This is a genomic window from Dictyobacter halimunensis (genome assembly GCF_036245075.1).
The window spans coordinates 2,407,555-2,427,439 of sequence record NZ_BSRI01000001.1; the positions used below are offsets into that span (position 1 = coordinate 2,407,555).

At 53.2% G+C, this 19,885-nt stretch carries 16 protein-coding genes; 11 read left to right on the forward strand and 5 right to left on the reverse strand.

The annotated features are described in order from the left end of the window. Nucleotides 1-251: 251 nt before the first annotated feature. A complete protein-coding gene (locus tag AABA21_RS09690) occupies nucleotides 252-1,271 on the reverse strand; it encodes a hypothetical protein (protein WP_338249260.1) in 1,020 nt (339 codons plus the stop codon). Nucleotides 1,272-1,517: 246 nt separating this feature from the next. Here AABA21_RS09690 and AABA21_RS09695 point away from each other — a divergent pair, with 246 nt between their 5' ends. Continuing rightward, nucleotides 1,518-3,011: a cytochrome P450 gene (locus tag AABA21_RS09695; RefSeq protein WP_338249262.1), complete on the forward strand. Its 1,494-nt coding sequence runs from the start codon at nucleotides 1,518-1,520 to the stop codon at nucleotides 3,009-3,011. A 15-nt stretch (nucleotides 3,012-3,026) separates the two neighbouring features. Here the strand turns inward: AABA21_RS09695 and AABA21_RS09700 are convergent, their stop codons facing one another. Next, nucleotides 3,027-3,953: an EamA family transporter gene (locus tag AABA21_RS09700; protein ID WP_338249264.1), complete on the reverse strand. Its 927-nt coding sequence runs from the start codon at nucleotides 3,951-3,953 to the stop codon at nucleotides 3,027-3,029. Between the two features lie 664 nt (nucleotides 3,954-4,617). Between AABA21_RS09700 and AABA21_RS09705 the strand changes: the two genes are divergently transcribed. From AABA21_RS09705 to AABA21_RS09730, 6 genes are all read left to right on the forward strand, one after another. Then, entirely contained in the window at nucleotides 4,618-5,439 is an 822-nt protein-coding gene (locus AABA21_RS09705; RefSeq protein ID WP_338249265.1) for a hypothetical protein, read from the forward strand. A 197-nt stretch (nucleotides 5,440-5,636) separates the two neighbouring features. After that, the gene (locus AABA21_RS09710; protein ID WP_338249267.1) at nucleotides 5,637-5,939 is read left to right on the forward strand and encodes a hypothetical protein; all 303 of its coding nucleotides are present in this window, start codon (nucleotides 5,637-5,639) and stop codon (nucleotides 5,937-5,939) included. A 259-nt stretch (nucleotides 5,940-6,198) separates the two neighbouring features. Further along, nucleotides 6,199-7,233: a zinc-dependent alcohol dehydrogenase family protein gene (locus tag AABA21_RS09715; RefSeq protein WP_338249269.1), complete on the forward strand. Its 1,035-nt coding sequence runs from the start codon at nucleotides 6,199-6,201 to the stop codon at nucleotides 7,231-7,233. Nucleotides 7,234-7,474: 241 nt separating this feature from the next. Continuing rightward, nucleotides 7,475-8,065 carry an RNA polymerase sigma factor gene (locus tag AABA21_RS09720; RefSeq protein WP_338249270.1) on the forward strand — a complete coding sequence of 197 codons (591 nt, stop codon included), beginning with the start codon at nucleotides 7,475-7,477 and terminating at the stop codon, nucleotides 8,063-8,065. Between the two features lie 6 nt (nucleotides 8,066-8,071). Further along, entirely contained in the window at nucleotides 8,072-10,000 is a 1,929-nt protein-coding gene (locus tag AABA21_RS09725) for a HEAT repeat domain-containing protein (RefSeq protein ID WP_338249272.1), read from the forward strand. A 615-nt stretch (nucleotides 10,001-10,615) separates the two neighbouring features. Further along, nucleotides 10,616-10,963: a hypothetical protein gene (locus AABA21_RS09730; RefSeq protein WP_338249274.1), complete on the forward strand. Its 348-nt coding sequence runs from the start codon at nucleotides 10,616-10,618 to the stop codon at nucleotides 10,961-10,963. Between the two features lie 159 nt (nucleotides 10,964-11,122). Here AABA21_RS09730 and AABA21_RS09735 read toward each other — a convergent pair whose 3' ends face one another. Further along, nucleotides 11,123-11,254 carry a hypothetical protein gene (locus AABA21_RS09735; protein ID WP_338249276.1) on the reverse strand — a complete coding sequence of 44 codons (132 nt, stop codon included), beginning with the start codon at nucleotides 11,252-11,254 and terminating at the stop codon, nucleotides 11,123-11,125. 276 nt (nucleotides 11,255-11,530) lie between these two features. Between AABA21_RS09735 and AABA21_RS09740 the strand changes: the two genes are divergently transcribed. The 3 genes from AABA21_RS09740 (at nucleotide 11,531) to AABA21_RS09750 (ending at nucleotide 13,443) form a co-directional block, all read left to right on the forward strand. Then, nucleotides 11,531-11,887, forward strand: a complete 357-nt coding sequence (locus AABA21_RS09740; protein WP_338249278.1) for a hypothetical protein — start codon at nucleotides 11,531-11,533, stop codon at nucleotides 11,885-11,887. Nucleotides 11,888-12,347: 460 nt separating this feature from the next. Continuing rightward, nucleotides 12,348-12,638, forward strand: a complete 291-nt coding sequence (locus tag AABA21_RS09745) for a hypothetical protein (protein WP_338249280.1) — start codon at nucleotides 12,348-12,350, stop codon at nucleotides 12,636-12,638. 463 nt (nucleotides 12,639-13,101) lie between these two features. Continuing rightward, nucleotides 13,102-13,443 carry a hypothetical protein gene (locus AABA21_RS09750; RefSeq protein ID WP_338249281.1) on the forward strand — a complete coding sequence of 114 codons (342 nt, stop codon included), beginning with the start codon at nucleotides 13,102-13,104 and terminating at the stop codon, nucleotides 13,441-13,443. Between the two features lie 103 nt (nucleotides 13,444-13,546). Here AABA21_RS09750 and hypF read toward each other — a convergent pair whose 3' ends face one another. Together hypF and rpoD are read right to left on the reverse strand one after the other, a co-directional pair. After that, nucleotides 13,547-15,859: a carbamoyltransferase HypF gene (hypF, locus tag AABA21_RS09755; RefSeq protein ID WP_338249284.1), complete on the reverse strand. Its 2,313-nt coding sequence runs from the start codon at nucleotides 15,857-15,859 to the stop codon at nucleotides 13,547-13,549. Nucleotides 15,860-16,366: 507 nt separating this feature from the next. After that, nucleotides 16,367-17,485, reverse strand: coding sequence for an RNA polymerase sigma factor RpoD (gene rpoD, locus AABA21_RS09760; RefSeq protein ID WP_338249285.1), 1,119 nt, complete (start codon nucleotides 17,483-17,485; stop codon nucleotides 16,367-16,369). 1,116 nt (nucleotides 17,486-18,601) lie between these two features. Here rpoD and AABA21_RS09765 point away from each other — a divergent pair. Continuing rightward, on the forward strand, nucleotides 18,602-19,753 hold the full coding sequence (locus AABA21_RS09765; RefSeq protein ID WP_338249287.1) for a metallophosphoesterase family protein: 1,152 nt from the start codon (nucleotides 18,602-18,604) through the stop codon (nucleotides 19,751-19,753). The last annotated feature ends 132 nt before the right edge of the window (nucleotides 19,754-19,885 follow it).

A 19,885-nucleotide genomic window follows, 5' to 3' on the forward strand; every position in this document is an offset into this window, starting at 1 on the left:
AATATCTTCAACTTTGTATCAAGCTAAAATGACAAATAAGGCAGTACGTGCGGGGCTTGCCCCCGCTTCCTTGCTCGCTGTTCGAAAAAGCAACCAGCATGATGCGATGCATTGTATGCAATCGCCCTTGTTCGCTTTGAAGGACCCTTTCCTTTGGAGGGGCAAGGAAGCGGGGGCAAGCCCCGCACGTACCGTGGTAATTTTCATTTATGCATGTTCTAAAGTTGAAGGTGTGTGTTACGTGGCAAGTATCAGGCTGTGAGATCGGGAGGCTGCTGCATGGGAGCGTTCTGGTCATCTAGCTGGCTGGTCTGATGCAGGGTCTCGAAGATGGCGCTGGCCACCAGTTCATTGGTCCAGTAGCTATTGTGCGCGTTGCCGCCGAAGAGGGCGATCTCGGCAACCTCCCCCACCAGTTGCGTGTTGAGCAGGGGATCCAACAGGCCCGGTTCCTGGGTCAGTATGTCATTGATGTCCAGCAAAAGCTGCTGGGGATCGATCATGCTATAGAGCAGGTCTTCCAGGGGATACGCTACGGGATCATCGGGATGGATGTAGTTGCGCCATGAAAGCTTGCGTCCCAGGATCGTGTACAGGGCAGCCAGCATCTGTTGCAGCCGTGGCGTGATGTCATGGGTGTTTGGCATGCTCTCCATGATGCCGTTGCCGTTTTTAATCATGATCAGGCTGAAGATGCTAATGGGCGAGCCCAGGGTATGGATGCTGCAGAGGGGCAGACCCTGCCCTGGCTGCGCGCCCAGGCCGAAGATGGCCTCGCGGATCTGCTCAACTCCCTGGTAGTCGGAGGTCTTGGCGGGATCCCAGCGGGCACTGAAGAGCGCGTCGAACAGGATGATAGTCCCCATGCTATGCGTGACCAGGTGCAGACGATCGCCCGGACGCGGACCGGTCCCGCCTTGCTGCTGCAGACCCGCTATGGCCTGCAGACGCAGGCGTTCAATTACTTTAATGCCGTCAAAGCGGCTGATGTAGAGGGCCAGGTCACCGGTAAACTGTAGGAGCTGATTGCTACGAATGCCGGTGAAGTTCATCTTTTTCCACAGGGGAGATCGCTGGTAGCTCTGCAACAGCGCTGCCTCGTCCTCTTTGCCCACATCTCCCCAATAGAGCGGAATCATATTCAGGTCTAAGGGGTTGTCCAGTGCTTCGTTTTTGCGGTACAGTTGTTTAATCAAGTCGTCGGCATAGGTTGGCGTAACACCTGTCTCGCGGGTGTTAACGCCGTGGATAAAGATGATATGGTCCGTCATGGCCGCGTTCCCTTTGATACAGCTTCCGCTGCTCCGAATAGGGGTGAAAGATGCTACTTCTACCAGGTTGTATCGCTACATACATACCTATAAAATAGACGTAAAACGGGCCATTTTTTAGGGCTATTAGTCTGCTCTTTATAGTGGTCAATCGTCCCTGGTTGTTCATGTGACTTTCGATGTTCTATGATAGAAGAGACAACAATTTGTATGTGTGCATCGAGCATTCGAATGGTGAGGGACGCGATGACAACAGTTGCTAACGATACTGAAACGAAGACGCTGCCAGCGTTGCCACCAGGACCACGGCCGTGGCCGATGATCGGCAATATGCTGGCCTTCCGGCAGGATCCTCTGGGCTACCTGCAGCAGTTGCAGCGTGCCTATGGCGATATGGCGACCGTGTATCTGGGCCGCATGCCGCTGGTATTCCTTTTCAAGCCCGAGTATGTGCGCTATGTTTTGATCGAGCATCCGCGCGATTTTACTTCGCGCGAGGTGTCGCAGCCGGATGAGACAACCGCCAGCGAGGGCCTGCTGACCATCGATGGCGAGAAGCATCGGCAGCAGCGTCGGGCCGTGCAGCCTGCCTTCCATAAGAAGCAGGTTGAAGGCTACGCTTCCGTGATTATGCAGTATACAGAGGAGGCGCTGGCGCAGTGGCATATCGGGGATACCGTTGATCTCAATCACGACATGCAGGAGCTGACGCTGCGCATCATCGGCAAGTGCCTGTTCGATATCGATTTCGCGTCCCAGCTTGATGCCCTCGGCAGAACTTTTGATGAGATGATTGGTAGCCAGGCCGGTATCCTGGATACCCTCTTTAATCTGCGCATCGATAATCCTGTGACGGCCTATGGCAAGCGCCTGGCGGCCATGCGCAAGATGAATATGTCGATCTATACCTTGATCGCGCAGCGGCGCGGTGATGCGAGCGAGCACAACGACGTTCTCTCCATGCTGCTCAAGGCCGAGGATGGCGCTACACCAGGCAAGCTTCTGACCGATAAGCAGATCCACGACCATATCCTGACCTTTATCGCCGCCGGTCATGAAACGACGGCCATCGCCCTGGCCTGGAGCTTCTACCTGCTCTCGCAACATCCTCATGTGCGTGAAAAGCTGCAGGGCGAGCTGCGCACGGTCCTGGCGGGACGCGCGCCGACGCTCGAAGATCTTCCTAAGCTCACCTACACCGATTGGGTGCTCAGCGAGTCGATGCGCCTCTATCCGCCCGCCTGGATTCAGGGACGCTTTGCCGCCACCGACTTCGAACTGGACGGCGTACGCTTTCAGGCCGGGACCCGCATCATGCTGAGTCAGTGGGTCATGCATCGCCTGCCGGAGATCTGGGGCGATCCGCTGGTCTTCCGTCCCGAGCGTTGGGATCCCGAGCACGGACAGCAGGTGCCGTCGGGGACCTACTTCCCGTTTGGGGGCGGTCCGCGCACCTGCATCGGCATGCCGCTGGCGCAGCTAGAGGCGCGCCTGATCCTGGCCACCATCATGCAGCGCTTTCAGCCGGAGGTTCCCGCCAGCTATCAGCCCGGCTTCAATCCCGTCATCACCCTGCGACCAAAGCATAATGTTAAAGCACGCCTGATGCCTGTGTCCGCTAAAGAGGAGGGACGCGGCGGAGAGCGGCGCGTCGTGGTGTCACCAGCGACTCTCCCCCTCGATGAGCGCCGTGGCTGCCGCACAGCCCTGCTGGACTGGCTCAGCTTCTTCCGCCTTTAAGCTTGGGATCTTTACCTATTGATGTACCGATCTGGCCTCCAGCGAGGTGGCGATGGAGGCCGTAATGATCAGGAGCATGGCTAGCAGGTCGCGCGCGGTGATGATCTCGTGCAGAAAGAGGAAGCCGATCGTGGCAGCCATGGCCGGCTCCACGCTCATAAAGATGCCAAAGACCCTGGATGGCAGGCGGCGCAGCGCCTCCAACTCCAGCGTAAACGGGATGATGGTTGAAAGCGCGGAGACGGCCAGCCCGATCAATAAGATATGGGGGTCAAAGACCGTTGGGCCGCCTGAGGCAATACCTATAGGTGCGATCAGGATGGCCGAGACCAGCATTGAGAGCGCCAGTCCGCCGCCACCGGTGAAGGCGCGTCCGAGCTGTACGTTGACAAGAATATAGACACCCCAGAAGATGCCCGCGACGAGCGCAAAGCCGGCTCCGATGAGATCGACATTGGACGCCGCGCCCAGCGGGGCCAGCAGGATGATACCCGCCGCGGCCAGTGCCGCCCACAGTAGATCCCTCAGTCGCCGCGACTGCAAGAGCGCCACCCCTAGTGGTCCTACAAATTCCAGCGTCACCGCGATCCCCAGGGGGATGCGATTGATGGCGACGTAAAAGGCGGCATTCATCAGGGCGGTAGTGGCCCCAAAGATAATCACCACCCCGATCTGCCGCCGTGTAAGGTGGCGCACATCGGGACGCCAGAAGAGCAGCAGCAGAATGGCCGCGAATCCCAGTCGCAAAAAGGTTGTTCCCAGCGGCCCAATGCTCTGAAATAAACCTTTTCCCACCGCCGCCCCGGATTGCACCGAGACCATCGCCAGCAGCGCAAAGACCTGCGGTGGCACCTTCCTCATAAAAGTGCCGGCCTGTTGCGGCTGCAAATGCGTAACCTCATCATTCATGGTGGGAAGGTTATAGACTGGTTCCTGCTGCATGCTATCCTCAATTTCTGCGGTGGAAAAAACTTCTATTATGTCCATGGAAAGAGCCGCCTATTCGCGGCTCTTAAACTCATATTTTTATCTCATTCTTTATTATTATGCCATATCTGGAAGATATGATAACACCCCTCTATCTTTCGCACCTTCGGTGCTCAAATTTGGGATGTATGGTGCAGATGTGGCGCATTTGCGCCACATCTGCACCATACATCCCAAATTCAATGGAAGTGCGCACACCTGCACCATACACCCAAAATTCAATGGAAATGCGCTATACACCCCAAAATTCAATGGCAGTGCGCATCCCTGCGCTATACACCCAAATTCAATGTAAGTGCGCATCTCTGCGCTATACACCCCAAAATTCAATGGCAGTGCGCATCCCTGCGCTATACACCCCAAAATTCAATGGCAGTGCGCATCCCTGCGCTATACGCTCTAAATTCAATGGTGGAGCAAGTGGTGCGCACGTGCGCACCACTTGCTCCACCATTGAATTTAAGGGTGGGGCGCCTGCGCTCCCCAGTCATGCCGGCCTACGGATTGACAGATCATCTTATGACTTCTATGATGGTAGAAACCATATTTATACACATCAACTTCAGGTGGGGGATACACCTGTTGGACTATTATTTACCTGTTGCGGGGGAGAAAATATATGTTTGGACCATTGCGCTTCAATAAACTGCTGAAAGCTGTTCCGGGTTTGAGCCATCTGAGCCTGACACCTCAGGCCGCCCACCATGCGAAGTCGCGTGTCTATGAGCACGTGAAAGAAGAGATCGAGGTCGATAAGGTTCAGCGTTCGGGCCATGGTAAGAAAGAGACGCATATTCACGAAGACGTGGTCAAGAAGGTGGCCGTCGAGCCGCGCAAGGGCGGTCATGGCGCCGCCGACCAGAAAAAGATCACCACCGATATCAAGGTCAAGAAGATTGAGCGGGGCGATGGTGAAACGACGGAGACGCTGACCCACGTCCATGCCACCATCTTTGGCGTGGCCGAGATCGAGATGACGCCCCCGCATGCACCACGAGAAGAGACGCCCCTATATATCCAGACCCATAACCGCCTGGTCAATAAACTGGATACCCCCTGCGCCATCTGTGGTGTGCGCAAATCCACGCTGAAGGATCCACGCGAGAATCCTTTCGGAGCCAGCGCCATCGAGACGCATCACTATCCTATCGAGCGTAGCCTGCTCAATGCCTGCGATCCCAAAAAGCTGCATATCACTTTCCCCCAGATCAATAACTACAAGACCCTGGAAGAGTTTATCGACTCGGAAGACAATATCATGGTGCTCTGCGACATCCATCATCGCCATCCGCACTACGGCATCCATCATCTGCTGGCTCAGGACTTCTTTATCCAGCCTTATCTCTATAGCGGCTACCAGGTTGTGGCGGAAACGGAAGAACAGGTGAAAATAATGGCGGCCAATGAACGTGTAATTAAAAAACATATCACAAAGAAGTAACCTGTCTCATCTATAGTGAAACATATATGGTCGTTGATTCGTGCTGCTGAAGGACAGAAAATTTTTATTATTGTTCACAGTACCTATTCACGGTCAAGAACGCGGTTAGTCTTAGCGATGATCCGCGTATACATACCAGCGACAGGACAACCGTACAATAGCGCGGCTGCAGTCGCATAAAGGAGTCATCGATCCCTATGTTTCCATATAATAATCAGATGATGACGTTAATGTTCGTTCGTATCCTCGTCGAGGAGCCCGAACAGGAACCACATGTAGCAGACAGAAAATTTTCATGGCAGCGGGCTACTAGAAAGAGTGTAAGAAGGCTGGGCATCACCTTGATGCGCGCCGGAACCTATCAAACAAACGACTATGTGTCTGGAACGACATGTGTAAGAAGGCTGGGCATCACCTTGATGCGCGCCGGAGGCAAAATGGTTTATTGGGGCACCGGAGAGCCGGAGATTGAGCCCGAGGCATCCAACGTAAGCGAGTAAGAGAGAAACCATCCACCGGGAAGCGCGTAGGTGCTGGACTTACCCCAGCTTCCTTGCTTCCCAAGAGGAAAGGCCCTTTAATGCTTGTTGCTTTTCCTATACCTTCCCCTCCACAAGATCAACCGCAAACAGATCAGTTACATCGCGCTCCCAACCCGCATACAGGCTTGACAGCCGAAAGGTCAGCGGATAGCCTCTTGAGAGACGTATCAATAAGAGAGTGTCCGAATTCATCGGTTTGAAGAGAGGAGCGATTGCTATGCGTGCAGTTATTATTGAGCGACCTGGAACGATCCGCGTTGGTGAGAAGCCGGAGCCTACGCCGGGGGCGGATGATTTGATCATTCGTGTTGGGGCCTGCGGCATCTGTGGCACTGATCTGCATATCTCTGAGGGATCATTCCCTCCCACTCCCTATCCAATCGTGCCTGGACATGAATTCGCTGGCGAAGTAGTGGCGGTGGGCAATAATATACAGCAGGGGAAAGATCCGGTGACGGCGAAGTTCAAGCCAGGACTACGCGTCGCGGTCGATCCATCGCTGTTTTGTGGCAAATGCGAGTTTTGTCGTTCCGGCCATGGCAATCTTTGTCTGAACTGGGGGGCTATCGGGGATACTGTGGACGGGGCCTTCGCGGAATATGTAAAGGTGCCAGCGGCCAACGCCTATCTGTTGCCGGATAACATCTCGTATCGCGAAGCGGCCCTGATCGAACCCGTGTCCTGTGCGGTCCATGGCGTTCACCGCCTCAATCCACGCCTGGGTGATAAATGTCTGATTGTCGGGGCCGGCACGATGGGACTGATCTTATTACAGCTCCTGTTGCGCGGCGGGGCCTCGCAGGTGGTGGTCAACGATACCAACACGCAGCGTTTGAAGCGGGCAGAGCAGCTGGGAGCTTCTCGCACCGCGACAGATATCGCCGCGCTGCTGAAAGATGAGCCACTGGGCTTCGATTGCGTGATCGATGCCACCGGCGTCGCACAGGCTATGGAAGGAGCCTTTAACGCGGTCCGCCGGGGTGGGAAGTTCATGGTCTTTGGCGTGGCTCCCCAGGAAGCGCGTATCTCGCTATCACCTTTCCGCATCTACAACGATGAGATTACCGTCCTTGGCTCGATGGCTGTCCTTTTTTCCTATGCTGCCGCGGTCGATCTAATGAGCAGCGGAGCCATCGATACCGGGGCCATGTTAACGCAGGCCTTGCCGCTCGCAGATTTTTCGGAGGCGCTGGAGAAGGTCAGGCGGGGCGAGGGCGTCAAAACCCAGATCCTCCCAAATGGAGACATCTGAGTCAGTTTCGTTTATAATAAGTTACATTTCGAAGCCATTGAGGCCCTTTTCGGCGTATCAAATATACACCCTGCGAGATTCATCAATGAGATATTCTCCAGCCTGATGGTTATTGTCTTTATGTAGCAGTGATTATTGTCTTTGTGTATGGGAATATATCTTTTGTTTGAAGCAAGCGGTGTAACCAGAAATCATTTTATTGTGTTTTCTCCTAAGAGAAGCAAGAACACACTGGAGTGTTATGGATGTGAGCGGTGAGAAGAGCCTGGCTCAGTTTGCCAATGAGATCGATGTCTATTACGAGCATCTGGTAGCGCTCTACTGGCAGCCATTGAAGGCGTTTGTAACGGCGCGTCTTGGCAACCCTCAGGATGCCGAGGATATCGTTCAAGAAGTATTTATCCGAGCATACGTAGCGTTAGAGCGATACTCGGTTCGGCAACGGCAGGAACTCAAGGCACGTGCCTGGCTCTATAAGATTACCTGGAACCTTTATTATAATTTTGTCAGTCGTTCACCTGAGCAGCAAGGTTTATCTATCGCCCTGGAAGAGAGACAAGAGCACATATGGTCTGAGTCAGATGAGGAGAACGGTGTTAATCCAGAAGAGGTTTTCGAACAGCTGGAGCGCCGGCAGGAGTTAGAGGCATTGGTAGCCTCGCTTCCGCGACAGTACCAGGCCGTGGTCAGTCTATACTATTTTGAAGAGCTGAGCCTGCAAGAGGTGGCTGAAGTGCTTAACCAGCCACTGGGCACCGTCAAGGTGTATGTACGGCGTGGCATTCAGCAGTTGAGGAAGATGTTGCAGATGCAGGTGAACATGGTAGGATAAGTTCAAATGGCCAAAGACGAGAGCGATCACCAGGGATTTCCAGAGGACGAAACTGCCTCTGGACAAGGACGCCGCGGCAAGAATGATGATGCGCCCGGGTTGTCGCTTCCACCTTTAACTTATTTTGGTCTGGGCAGTAGCGAAGCAGATGGCGCGCGCTCAGATGAGCAACTGCTGGTTGATTTGCAGCATCCTGATTGGCCCGTACGTGTCAGTGCCTTGAAGCAACTGGGGCGACGCGAGAGGCGAGCTCCGTTGGATGCACTACTAACCTCTCTACAGGATGAACATAAAGCTGTGCGGGCCGCCGCCGCCCGGATACTGGGTACAATGAAAGAAGACATTCCCCTGGCCCCCCTCCTGACCGCCCTCTATGATACTGATTGGCATGTGCGCTCTTGCGTTGTGCAGGCGCTGGCACAACACGTCCGGCGCGTGCCATTGGATGCGCTGGTATATGCCCTGGGAGATCAGGATGAGACGGTTCGCGCCGCCGCCGTGACAGCCCTGGGCAAGCTGGGAGAGCGTGCTCCCCTGGATGCTTTAAGCGCCTGCCTGCATGATCGTTCCTGGATGGTGCGCGAGGCTACAGTACTGGCGCTGGGTGATCTGGGGGAGCGCGTTCCTCGTTCACTGCTGCTGCGCGCGCTGGCGGATAATGATACCAGTGTGCAGCAGGCGGCGGAAGATGTGCTGGGCGATCTGGCCGGTGCATCCCTGCAAAGCCGGGCAAGCCAGCAGCAGAGTGCGAAGGATACGTTTTTGCCCGCAAGTGAAGCAAACGTTTTCCATGTCCACGAAGAGCATACGGAGACCAGTTCGCACGCTGCGGATGGTTCTCAGCCGCTCCATTTTTTGTCCAGACTATACAATGTCGGCCGGGCGGTACGGCCCATGGGCCTGAGTATTCTGATCGGCATGCTATTGATCTGCGTGTTTGCGATCCTGCCCCCGCCGTTGATGGCTCCCGCTGAGAGCAACCACATCATTGAATATGCTCATTATCACGACATCGGTGGCAAAAGTTCGGGCATCACCTGGCTGGACAAGGGGCAGTTTGCCTGGGCGGACGGCCGGGGGGCCGTGCAGATAGCCAGCGCCGTCGCGCCCCAGTCGATGACCATGTATGATACCTCGTCCACCATCCTTGACCTGACGCGTATGAGCCATTCATTTTATACTGCTGAGCTGCAACAAGGGTCTGTCAGATTGCGCAAAGATAATAAGCAGACCATTCTGGCCATTCCGACCAGTTCGCAGATTCCGATCGCGTCGTTTTCCCCTGATGGTCACTACGTTGCCCTGGCCCTCAACGATGTCAGCGCCGTCACCACTATCTCTATCTGGGACACCGCGACAGGAAGTTATCTGACCAGCTATACCGCCCAGCAGGGGACGATTACAGCGATTGCCTGGCCGCCCAGAGGGAATGTACTGGCATCGGTGAGTGTTTCTGCAGATCATGATGGCCATCAGAGCTGGAAGATTGAAATGTGGGATGTACGCACGGGCCATTCGACCCTGGCGCAAGAGTTTATACCGTATCTGAGCTTATCCCAGACCGTCATCGGGCTGTCCTGGTCGCCTGACGGGATGCGCCTGGCCTATACCCTGGCCGATGGCGTGATCCATATCCATGATCGGGTAACCTTGATCGATGGCACCTATAACGCTGGCAACCTCACCAGAGGCGACTGGCGTGGCGCGATTGCCTGGTCGCCTGATGGTCGTTACCTGGCCTCAACCAATCAGAATGGCGAAGTACAGGTCTGGAACGTCTCAGGCGATAACAACGATGGCCAGCTAGTCTGCACATATATGCGCCACAAAACGCTGGTGGACGCCATCTCCTGGGCCCCTAACGGTAGCGTGGATCGCATTCTCTCAACCGACATCAGTGGCAACCTCTTTGTCTGGGACGTAAAAGAGCACTGATGGCTGAACCATATGTGTGCCCTCTGGAGACACCAGAGACTGTTTGATACACGGTAGAATACTTCTTTACCTATTCCCCTTATCCAGCCGCCCCTCCGGCGGCTGAACCCTTTATTTGAAGGTCACTTCTTAATCCGGCCATCGGGTGGCCCTCTTTTCTAGTCTCTACAATACTATTTATGGAAGAGACTCTTTTTGCCAGTCCCTTTGTTTTCTGATAGCCATGGATGCTAATGGCTTGAATTCGCATGTGTGAATGTATTTTAGTCCATAATAATTGGTAATAGAGGGAATTACAACAATAGGAATTCTATTTCTGGCTGTCTTTCTTTTAACAGATTTGCCCCTCATATGGACCCGTTAAAAAGGTCATCATCACCTATTGTCTGGCTTTTGACGCTAGACTTTCGCTTCGGCTTATCGTGGATTCCTATATACCGCTGCTAATTCCATGTGCATAAGCAACGATAGATTAACTTATTATTAAATTTACTGAATTCGTAAATTATAGTAGGCTTGACATATAAATCACTATAGGGTACATATGAAGTGGCACATAGCCAACTGGAATTTTTCCAGTGAGACTTCCTGATACTTGATGAAAGGATGAATCTGATGTTTGACAGCAAAAAAGATCAGCATGTGGATGTTCAGTCATATCCAGCGTTTCTGGTAAGTGTAGATGCAGAGGAATTGTCTGATGGACAGTTGCAGAGCGTCTACGGCGGTTGCTGTGGCTGCGGCGGCTATGGTGGCTACGGTGGCTTCGGCTGGGGAGGTTGGGGTGGCTGGGGTGGCTGGGGTGGCTGTGGCGGTTGGGGTGGTGGCTATGGCGGTTGGGGTGGCTACGGCGGTGGTTGGGGAGGTTGGGGTGGCCCAGGTTGGGGCAGCTGGGGTTTCAGCAGCTTCAGCAGCAACAACAACAACGGTGGCCATCACCACGGCGGACACCACCACCACTAGTCATACGTATGGCCATACAGCCGACAGTATAACCATACTACAATCATCACTCTGTTGGTTGCGCAGAAGTCTGAAACCTTCTGCGCAGCCCGCAGCAGGAGTATAGGATCTGTACTTTCTATGCATCGCATTGCTAAAGATCACACATCCTATACTCGACTATTTATGAACAAGCTCATCGGCTGCGAGCATAAAGGCACGATTATTGAAGCGCACCACCTCATACTGATTAGCAATAAAGGAAGTTGCATCGGTAGGAGTTTTATTTTTGGTTGCTTTCTTTTCTTTCATTTTCGCCTCTAACCTGGCCTGCTATCATCCTTCTATGTATCCATCAGTGAGCTTTTCACTCTGGAAAATCCCTTTATACAAGCGGTAGATTCCTGCACATCGCTTTTAGATCAACATGCGATGGCAACGATAGATTAACTTATTATTAAATTTGTTGAATTCGTAAATAATAGCAGACTTGACATATAAATCACTATAGGGTACATATGAAGTGGCACATGGCCACCTGGAATTTTCCAGTGAGACTTCCTGATACTTTACGAAAGGATGAACGTGATGTTTGATAGCAAAAAAGATCAGCGCGTAGATGTCCTGAGTGAGACCGCTTATCCAGCATTTCTGGCCAATGTAGATGTAGAGGAATTGTCTGACGCAGAGCTGCAGACAGTCGATGGTGGCTGTGGTGGTTGGGGCGGCTGGGGTGGCTGCGGTGGAGGTTATGGTGGCTGGGGTGGCTGGGGTGGCTGGGGTGGCTGGGGCGGCTACGGAGGCTGTGGTTGCGGAGGTTGGGGCGGCTGGGGTGGCTGGGGTGGTTGGGGCGGCTGGGGTGGCTGGGGCGGCTACGGAGGCTTCGGCCGTGGCCGTGGCCGTCACCGTCATGGTCATCACCACGGTGGTCATCACCACCACTAGCAACTTGTATGCTCATACTCTTGAAGATATAACAGTACATAGGTTTGATTGGGGAGCAGCGCCTTTTCCAGGTTGCTGCTCTCTTCTTTATGCCGGTAAGAGATGTAAAGAACGATGACTGGTAATTATTAAAAGTATTGCTCTATCAGAGGTTTTACTTTTTTCCCGCCCTGTGTAGATCTTCTTTCTCTTTGTTTGCATCCTTAAAATAGGCCCTTCCAGCAGCAGGTTGCGCTTTCAATTGCGATGCTTATTTTACAGCCAGCTGTCTCTAGTATATTTTTTAGCAGTTAGATATATACACAACAAATAGAGATTAGTATATTATTAAATTATAATGAATGAGATATATATAGTAGACTTGACATAAAAAATATAATCGAGTACATATGAAGTGGCACACGGCCATCCGTAGTTTTCCTGGTAGAATTTCTTGATACTTGATGAAAGGACAAACCCGATGTTTAGCAACAAAACAGATCAGCGCGTAGCTGTCCTGGCCGAACAAACATATCTCGCGTTTCTAGACAAGGTAGACGCCAGGGAAATGTCTGATATGGACCTGCAGGCCGTGAATGGCACCTGGGGAGGCTGGGGATGGGGAGGAGGCTGGGGCAGCGGTGCTTATGGAGGTTATGGTTGGGGAGGCTGGGGCTGGGGCTGGGGCTGGGGCAGCGGTTGGGGAGGTTGGGGTTGGGGTTGGGGCAGCGGCTGGGGTTGGGGCTGGGGCCATCGTAGATGGCGCCGTTAGCAGCTCGTACGCGAATGTCCTTAGCAGCATGGCAACTCACGCGGTTGAATGGAGGCAGCAAGTCTTCCGCTTGCTGCCTCCATTGTGTCGTGGGACAGGCTAGTAATAGAGAGATGCAGCTAACATGATAAATGCATTTGCATTATCATGGGTTTTATTTTTCGGTCTGATTTTTTGTATCTTTCTTCCCCTCTCTCTGATCCATTGAAAAGCTCATTTGTAGTCTTCGGACAGCATTTTTTGACTATTGATGCCCGCCCAGCAGCCAGCAAGCTCTAACATATTTTACATGAGTAACATCTCCTCAATAAATAGAGATTAATTTATGATTAAATTACGTGAAAAATGAAACTTATAGTAGACTTGACATAGAAAACATAATCGAATATATATGAAGTGGCACATGGCCACCCGGAGTTTTATCCAGTAGGACTTCCTGATACTTTACGAAAGGATGAACGTGATGTTTAGTGGCAAAACCGATCAGCGTGTAGACGTCCTGAGTGAAACTTCGTATCCAGCATTGTTAGCAAAGATGGATGCTCAGGAACTGTCTGACATGGAATTGCAAAACGTCAATGGAGGCTGGGGAGGCTGGGGAGGCTGGGGATGGGGCAGCGGTTGGGGAGGTTGGGGAGGTTGCGGTGGTGGTTGCGGAGGCTGGGGTGGTGGTTGCGGAGGCTGGGGAGGCTGGGGTGGCGGCTGGGGAGGCTGGGGAGGCTGGGGAGGCTGGGGAGGCTTCGGCCGTGGTCGCTTCGGTCATCGCCGCTTCGGTCATCGCCGCTTCGGGCATCATCGCCGTTAGTCGATGAGCGGGTGGCCATGCATTTACCATTTGTATGGCCACCTATTTTTTATGTGTAGGACCAGGGTGACCGGAGCTATCTTCTGTTGGAAGGAGCAGCTGATTACTTGGTGTATCTGGCCACCGCCACCGCGATCTGCCCCAGACTCAGTCCTCCGTCATTAGTGGGCACCTTCTGGTTGAGATAGACCTTATAAGAGCATTGTAGCAATCGTGGTATGAGCTCCTCTAACAATACTTGATTTTGAAATACTCCTCCTCCCAGCACCACATTGCGTAGTCCATTCTGATAGCGAATCTCGTCACAGGCCGCGACGAGCAGGTGAGCGATAGTGCTATGAAATCGGCGCGCGATGGTGGCTGCCGTTATATTTTGTTCAATGTCTCTGGCGATGGTGCGGATCATAGGGAGTACGTCCAGCTCTCCTGTTGAACAGGAGATACGGTAGGGATAGCATGGCTGGCTGGCTGGAGACGCCATGGCCAGCTGTTCTAGCTCGATGGCGGCCTGCCCTTCGTACTGCACCTGTGACTGGATGCCCAGCAACGCAGCCACTGCGTCAAATAACCTGCCCATGCTAGAGGTGAACGGACAATTCAGGCCGCGCTTAATCATTTGCTCCAATGTTTTCCAGCTCTGGATGGGTAGCTGCCGGGTAAAAGGAATGTCTAGCCGCTGGAAATCTGTGCCATAGGCCGCGTAGAGATAGACGGCGGCCATGCGCCAGGGCTGCCGGATAGCCTGTTCGCCACCTGGCAATGGCAAATATGCCAGGTGGAAGCAGCGCTCAAAATCACTCAGGTCCGCCCGCAATATCTCTCCACCCCAGATAGCGTTATCCGGACCGTATCCCGATCCATCCAGAGCGATACCAATCACGGGCTCAGTCAATCCATGCTCAATCATGACGCTGGCGATATGGGCGTGATGATGCTGTACCCCGATTGTTGGTAGATCCAGCTCCAACGCGTAACGGGTAGCGAGATAATCAGGATGGAGATCGTGCGCGACCACCTCGGGCTGGATATCAAAAAGCTGTTGGAAGTGATTGATGCCTTCTTTAAATGAGAGCAGGGTCTCAAGGTTTTCCAGGTCGCCGATATGATGGCTGATGAAGGCCTGTTTTTCTTTGGCCAGGCAGAAGGTGTTTTTTAGATGGGCGCCGCAGGCCAGCATCGGTGCTGGCACTGGCCAGGGTAGCGTGATGGGTTCCGGCACATAGCCGCGCGAGCGACGCAAGAACTGCTGACCCGCCCTGCTAACGCGCACGACCGAGTCGTCGCAGCGTATGAAGATGTCCCGGTTATGTGCCAGGATGCCGTCGCTGATGGCGGTCAGACGCGTGCGAGCATCTTCATCGCGATAGGCGATCGGCTCATCGCTGACATTACCGCTGGTCATGACCAGTACAACGGGCCGATCGGACCTGAAGTGTTTCTGGCAGGTGGCCAGGAGCAGGTGGTGGAGAGGTGTGTATGGAAGCATCACCCCCAGGGTATGTTGTCCGGGTGCCACGGCGGACGCGACCTGCCGATCTTCTCGCTGCCACAATAGTACGATAGGACGTCGATGGGATTCCAGTAACGCCTCCTCTGCGGCGCTGATGTGGCAGAGCTGACGCGCGTGATCCGTGCTGGCAACCATCAAGGCGAAGGGCCTGGCCTCTCGCTGCTTGCGCTGGCGTAGACACTGGACCGCCTGCTCATTAAAGGCATCGCAGGCCAGGTGGTAGCCTCCCAGCCCCTTTATCGCCAGGATCATGCCAGCGGCCAGGTTGGCGGCTGCCCGCTCGATGGCGGCGGTGTCTCTCTCCAGCGACCCCTTTTCACCGCCCGCGTGCATCGTTAGTTGCACCTGGGGGCCACAAAGAGCGCAGGCATCCGGTTGCGCATGGAAGCGCCGGTTTAGAGGATCGTCATATTCCTGCTGACACTGTGGACACATCTGGAAGGCGCGCATAGTTGTGTTGGCGCGATCATAGGGAACATCCTGAATAATGGTGAAGCGGGGACCGCAATTGGTGCAGTTGATGAATGGATAGCGGTAGCGCCGATCCTGCGCATCAAATAGCTCGCGCAAGCAATCATCACAGGTGGCGCTATCTGGTGAGATCAAGGCATGTTTGGTGTCCTGGCGCTGGCTCTCAATGATCACAAAAGAGTTCTCTCCATGGGCCTCCATCCGCGCAACCTGGAGCTCATCGATCCGCGCCAGTGGTGGAAGCTCCGAATGCAGAGCCTGCTCAAACGCTCGCAGCGCCATGGGTGCTCCCTCGACCTCGATCTGCACCCCCATGCTATTATTCAGCACAAAGCCGCCCAGCTGCCAGCGCTGAGCCAATCCATACACAAAGGGACGAAAGCCCACTCCCTGCACAATTCCTTGTACCAGCAGACGCCATCGTTCTCTCTCCATCCTCACAACCTCTATTTTCAAACCATACCTACAACGTACCTCCCCTCCCATCACGTCTCCCCAACCCCATTCGTAACTGCCATCTCCTATCGTTGTTGGCTCCACCTGCAACGTGCGCGACAAAAAAGCCGGAGCGAGCCCGGCACCTATGATTGCATTATTAATTGGCGGAAAATGGCTTCCCCCCTCCATTAAATGGATGGAAAATGGCTTCTCCATCCATTTAATGGATGGAATGGTTTCCCTTCCAGTAATTTAATAGAAGGGTTTCCCCTCATTAAATGGATGGAATGGCTTCCTCCCTCATTAAATGGATGGAATGGTTTTCCTCCCATTAAATTAATGTGGAGGTTGGGTGCGCGCCAAGCGCACCCAACCTCCACATTAATTTAACTTTGTGAGCGCCGAAGGCGCGTAGAGTCAAGGGCCGAAGGCGCGACTCCTCCCCCCAAAACAGGCAAAAAAATAGGCCATTGCATAAACCCTGCAATGGCCTCCCTCGAACTCTTAGTCGAGATAGTCCTGTAGATGATGGGTGGTGCTCAGCTGGCGCAGCTTGCGCAACGCCTTCGCCTCAATCTGGCGGATGCGCTCGCGGGTAACGTTAAACGTCTTCCCCACCTCTTCCAGCGAATGGCTCTGGCCATCTACAAAGCCAAAGCGAATCTGGATGATCTTGCGCTCGCGCTCAGAGAGATTCGAGAGTACCTGATTGATCTGCTCTTTGAGCAATTGACGGTCCGCGCCCTCGGTAGGAGTGGCGGTTGTCTCGTCTTCGACATAGTCGCCAAGATTGCGATCGCTATCCTCGCCAATTGGTGTCTCCAGGCTAACCGGCTTCTGATTGACATGGATGATCTCAAGCACCTTCTCTGTTGAGATGCCCATTCTTTCGGCGATCTCCGCGGGAGATGGCTCACGACCCAGCTCCTGGACGAGCGCGCGACTGACACGGCCCATGCGGTTGATGGTCTCAGCCAGGTGCACTGGCAGGCGAATCGTACGCGCCTGGTTGGCGATCGAACGGCTGACCGCCTGGCGGATCCACCAGGTGGCATAGGTGCTAAACTTGTAGCCCTTGGTATAGTCGAATTTATCGACGGCCCCGATCAGGCCAGTGTTGCCTTCCTGGATCAGGTCCTGGAGGGACATACCGCGACCGGTATATTTTTTGGCGACGCTTACGACCAGGCGTAGATTGGCTTCGATCAGATGACGATGGGCTTCGTTGGCGCGTTCAATGATCGCACGATCGGGCGCGACGTGGAGCCGCTCGGCTCGCATGCGCTCGAGCTTACCTCGCTCAATTGCTTGAGCCAGGCGTACCTCTGCCTCTGCGGTCAGCAAAGGGGCACGGCCAATTTCTCGCAGATACATGGCCACAGAATCATCCACCTCGCTGGTGCCGGAGGCCAGCAGGCTTTGTCCTCGCAGAGGAGTGTCGAGACGGGTATTTTCTGCCTCATCTTCCTCGTTTTCCTCTTCCAGGAATACTTCGCGATCTATTTCATGATCATGAATATCACTTATTGCGTCGAAATCGGGATCCACTTGCATATCGTCAATCTCAAATGGCAGAGATGTCGAGGTCCCTTCTTTATCTTGTTCTTTCAGCATAGTCGCCATCTAGAAATCTCCATCGTATAGAATAAGTACTGCGTATAAAATGGGTGTTGATGTGATATTCAAGCCAGCTTTACCAGCTGCACTTCCTGGTACAGGCGTTAACAATGATAAACGACCGACTGGAATAAATTCAAAGCATGCTTATGAAGTATTCAGCGTGACCGCGTTCGCGGTTTAACTGAATAAAGATCTACAGGGTAACCTGTTTTGAGCAGCTTGACTCGTCTGACTGCACTGGCATTACGGTTAGTCGTATAAATGAACGAGCGTTGTCGGAGAAATCCAGGAGTGTGTTCAATACCTACATCAAGCACATGCAGTATCATATATCATTTTATCTCTGTCTATGATAACACAATTGTGTGCTTTTTTCTTCCCATTTCGTACCCCTATTTATCAAATCTGGAGCTGTAGGCGTGCTCGCCATGCCATCTGAATGAGTGGTCTTGCCTGTTCATCCATAGCATTTTAAGCACGGAAATCCAGAATTTGTGCTCGCTTTAACTTTACTACGTATCGCCTGCGTACAAGGTGACAAAAAAATAATTTTTGAAAAAAGTCAATGCCATATCTCTATCTAGGACTAAAACCTTCCAATGTACGCAGGTATGCCCGCTGCTCACTATCCATCAAGGATCAAGCATCTTATCCTGGAGTAAGAGGAGCGGTCATCATGCCGTGCTGTCAGATTGATAGAGTTTACAGTCATGAATAGCGAGAGCTGATTCATGCGTTCCTCGCGCTAACACTACGTTTCTCTATCAAAACAAAAGGCATAGAAAAAGTATAATAGCAAATTATTTGTCGTTTTATCATTGCCGGGCGCGTTTCATTTACGCGCTCGGGCTGGCGTTGAATGTGACAAATTCTCTTGCGAGTATACCATACCGACTCTCGCGGAGAGGGCAATTTCTGGCCTTGTTAGTACCATCAGGCTAGCCCGACCGTTCGCATCGTCATTTCCACTGCTTTTGAGCATGGATTTATGTATTTGGTCATACCTGATTGACTTTTCGCGCACTGCCTTTATATTTTATACTAAATGGATAAGCGCCATTTATATTATAAACAGGAGTGCAAAGAATAACGTTCTAGAGTACAACAAGGAGAATATGTATGCCTGATAATGTCCGGCCTCGCCGCTTTAGCGCGGACGTACCCGATCGCCAGGGTACCCAGATTAATCGCCTGCATAGCAAGTTCTCTACCCAGCCGTTTCGTCCCCTTCCCCGACCAACCGGAAATCCCCCTTATCATCTTGAACTAGCCCAGGTTCTGCCTGCCGATGTGATGCAGCGTATGATCGATGCCAAAAAGATGGTTTTCCATACCATTGGTGATACTGGGGGCGTGAAGAACCCGGCCGACCAGCAACTGGTGGTCAACCATATGGAGAATGATCTTCAGGCCACCGATCCGGTTGATCGTCCCGCTTTCTTTTATAATCTAGGCGATGTCGTGTATTTCTATGGAGAGGAGAGTGAGTATTACGCGCAGTTTTATGAGCCGAACTCACATTATGCCGCGCCCATCTTTGCCATTCCCGGCAACCACGATGGCGATGTCCAGGATCAGTCGGTGCCATCGTTGCAGGCTTTCGTAACCAATTTCTGCGCGCCCGAGGCACGTATCGCGCCCTCTTCGGGCGATGCGCCGCGTGATACGATGACGCAGCCAAACGTCTACTGGACGCTGGATACACCGTTCGCGACCTTTATCGGTCTGTATACCAATGTGCCCGAAGGTGGCGCGCTCGACGCGACCCAGATCAGCTGGTTTCATAGCGAACTGTCCCAGGCACCGACCGATAAGGCCTTGATCGTGGCGACGCACCACCCCATCTACTCGGGCGACTCATATCACTCGGGTAGCCAGTATATGGATGGTATCCTGGACGCTGCGATGCAGGCGACCGGTCGTATCCCCCACCTGGTATTGACCGGCCACGTGCACAATTATCAACGCTTTACGCGTCAGTATAATGATAAGCCGATCACCTACCTGGTGGCGGGCTCCGGTGGCTACTGGAATCTGCACAGCATGCTCCCGGCCATCAAACATCCTCCTACCCCGATCGAATTTCCCTATCCTATGCCCGACCGGCCCGATGTCAGCTTAAACATGTTCAGCGACGATCGGCACGGATACCTGAAGATGACCGTCACGCCAGACGCCATCCAGGGCGAATACTATACCGTTCCCCGGATACAGGAATCCTGGAGCGCCCCCGCGGCTCTCCTAGACCAGTTCAATATCCCTCTTCATTAGCTGGCGGATGCTCATCAGCCATCTCAGGGTCAAACAGCATTGCTTGAGATGGTTGATGAGCTATAAACCTGTGTATAACAGGCAGACCTGTCGGGATCTGTTCCGACGACAATTTTAGCAGCCAGAGTATTC

What these genes read in the sequence shown, in the direction of transcription:
- AABA21_RS09690 (WP_338249260.1), bottom strand. Translation starts at nt 1,271, where the DNA reads ATGACGGACCATATCATCTTTATCCACGGCGTTAACACCCGCGAGACA.
- AABA21_RS09695 (WP_338249262.1), top strand. Translation starts at nt 1,518, where the DNA reads ATGACAACAGTTGCTAACGATACTGAAACGAAGACGCTGCCAGCGTTG.
- AABA21_RS09700 (WP_338249264.1), bottom strand. Translation starts at nt 3,953, where the DNA reads ATGCAGCAGGAACCAGTCTATAACCTTCCCACCATGAATGATGAGGTT.
- AABA21_RS09705 (WP_338249265.1), top strand. Translation starts at nt 4,618, where the DNA reads ATGTTTGGACCATTGCGCTTCAATAAACTGCTGAAAGCTGTTCCGGGT.
- AABA21_RS09710 (WP_338249267.1), top strand. Translation starts at nt 5,637, where the DNA reads ATGTTTCCATATAATAATCAGATGATGACGTTAATGTTCGTTCGTATC.
- AABA21_RS09715 (WP_338249269.1), top strand. Translation starts at nt 6,199, where the DNA reads ATGCGTGCAGTTATTATTGAGCGACCTGGAACGATCCGCGTTGGTGAG.
- AABA21_RS09720 (WP_338249270.1), top strand. Translation starts at nt 7,475, where the DNA reads ATGGATGTGAGCGGTGAGAAGAGCCTGGCTCAGTTTGCCAATGAGATC.
- AABA21_RS09725 (WP_338249272.1), top strand. Translation starts at nt 8,072, where the DNA reads ATGGCCAAAGACGAGAGCGATCACCAGGGATTTCCAGAGGACGAAACT.
- AABA21_RS09730 (WP_338249274.1), top strand. Translation starts at nt 10,616, where the DNA reads ATGTTTGACAGCAAAAAAGATCAGCATGTGGATGTTCAGTCATATCCA.
- AABA21_RS09735 (WP_338249276.1), bottom strand. Translation starts at nt 11,254, where the DNA reads ATGAAAGAAAAGAAAGCAACCAAAAATAAAACTCCTACCGATGCAACT.
- AABA21_RS09740 (WP_338249278.1), top strand. Translation starts at nt 11,531, where the DNA reads ATGTTTGATAGCAAAAAAGATCAGCGCGTAGATGTCCTGAGTGAGACC.
- AABA21_RS09745 (WP_338249280.1), top strand. Translation starts at nt 12,348, where the DNA reads ATGTTTAGCAACAAAACAGATCAGCGCGTAGCTGTCCTGGCCGAACAA.
- AABA21_RS09750 (WP_338249281.1), top strand. Translation starts at nt 13,102, where the DNA reads ATGTTTAGTGGCAAAACCGATCAGCGTGTAGACGTCCTGAGTGAAACT.
- hypF (WP_338249284.1), bottom strand. Translation starts at nt 15,859, where the DNA reads ATGGAGAGAGAACGATGGCGTCTGCTGGTACAAGGAATTGTGCAGGGA.
- rpoD (WP_338249285.1), bottom strand. Translation starts at nt 17,485, where the DNA reads ATGGCGACTATGCTGAAAGAACAAGATAAAGAAGGGACCTCGACATCT.
- AABA21_RS09765 (WP_338249287.1), top strand. Translation starts at nt 18,602, where the DNA reads ATGCCTGATAATGTCCGGCCTCGCCGCTTTAGCGCGGACGTACCCGAT.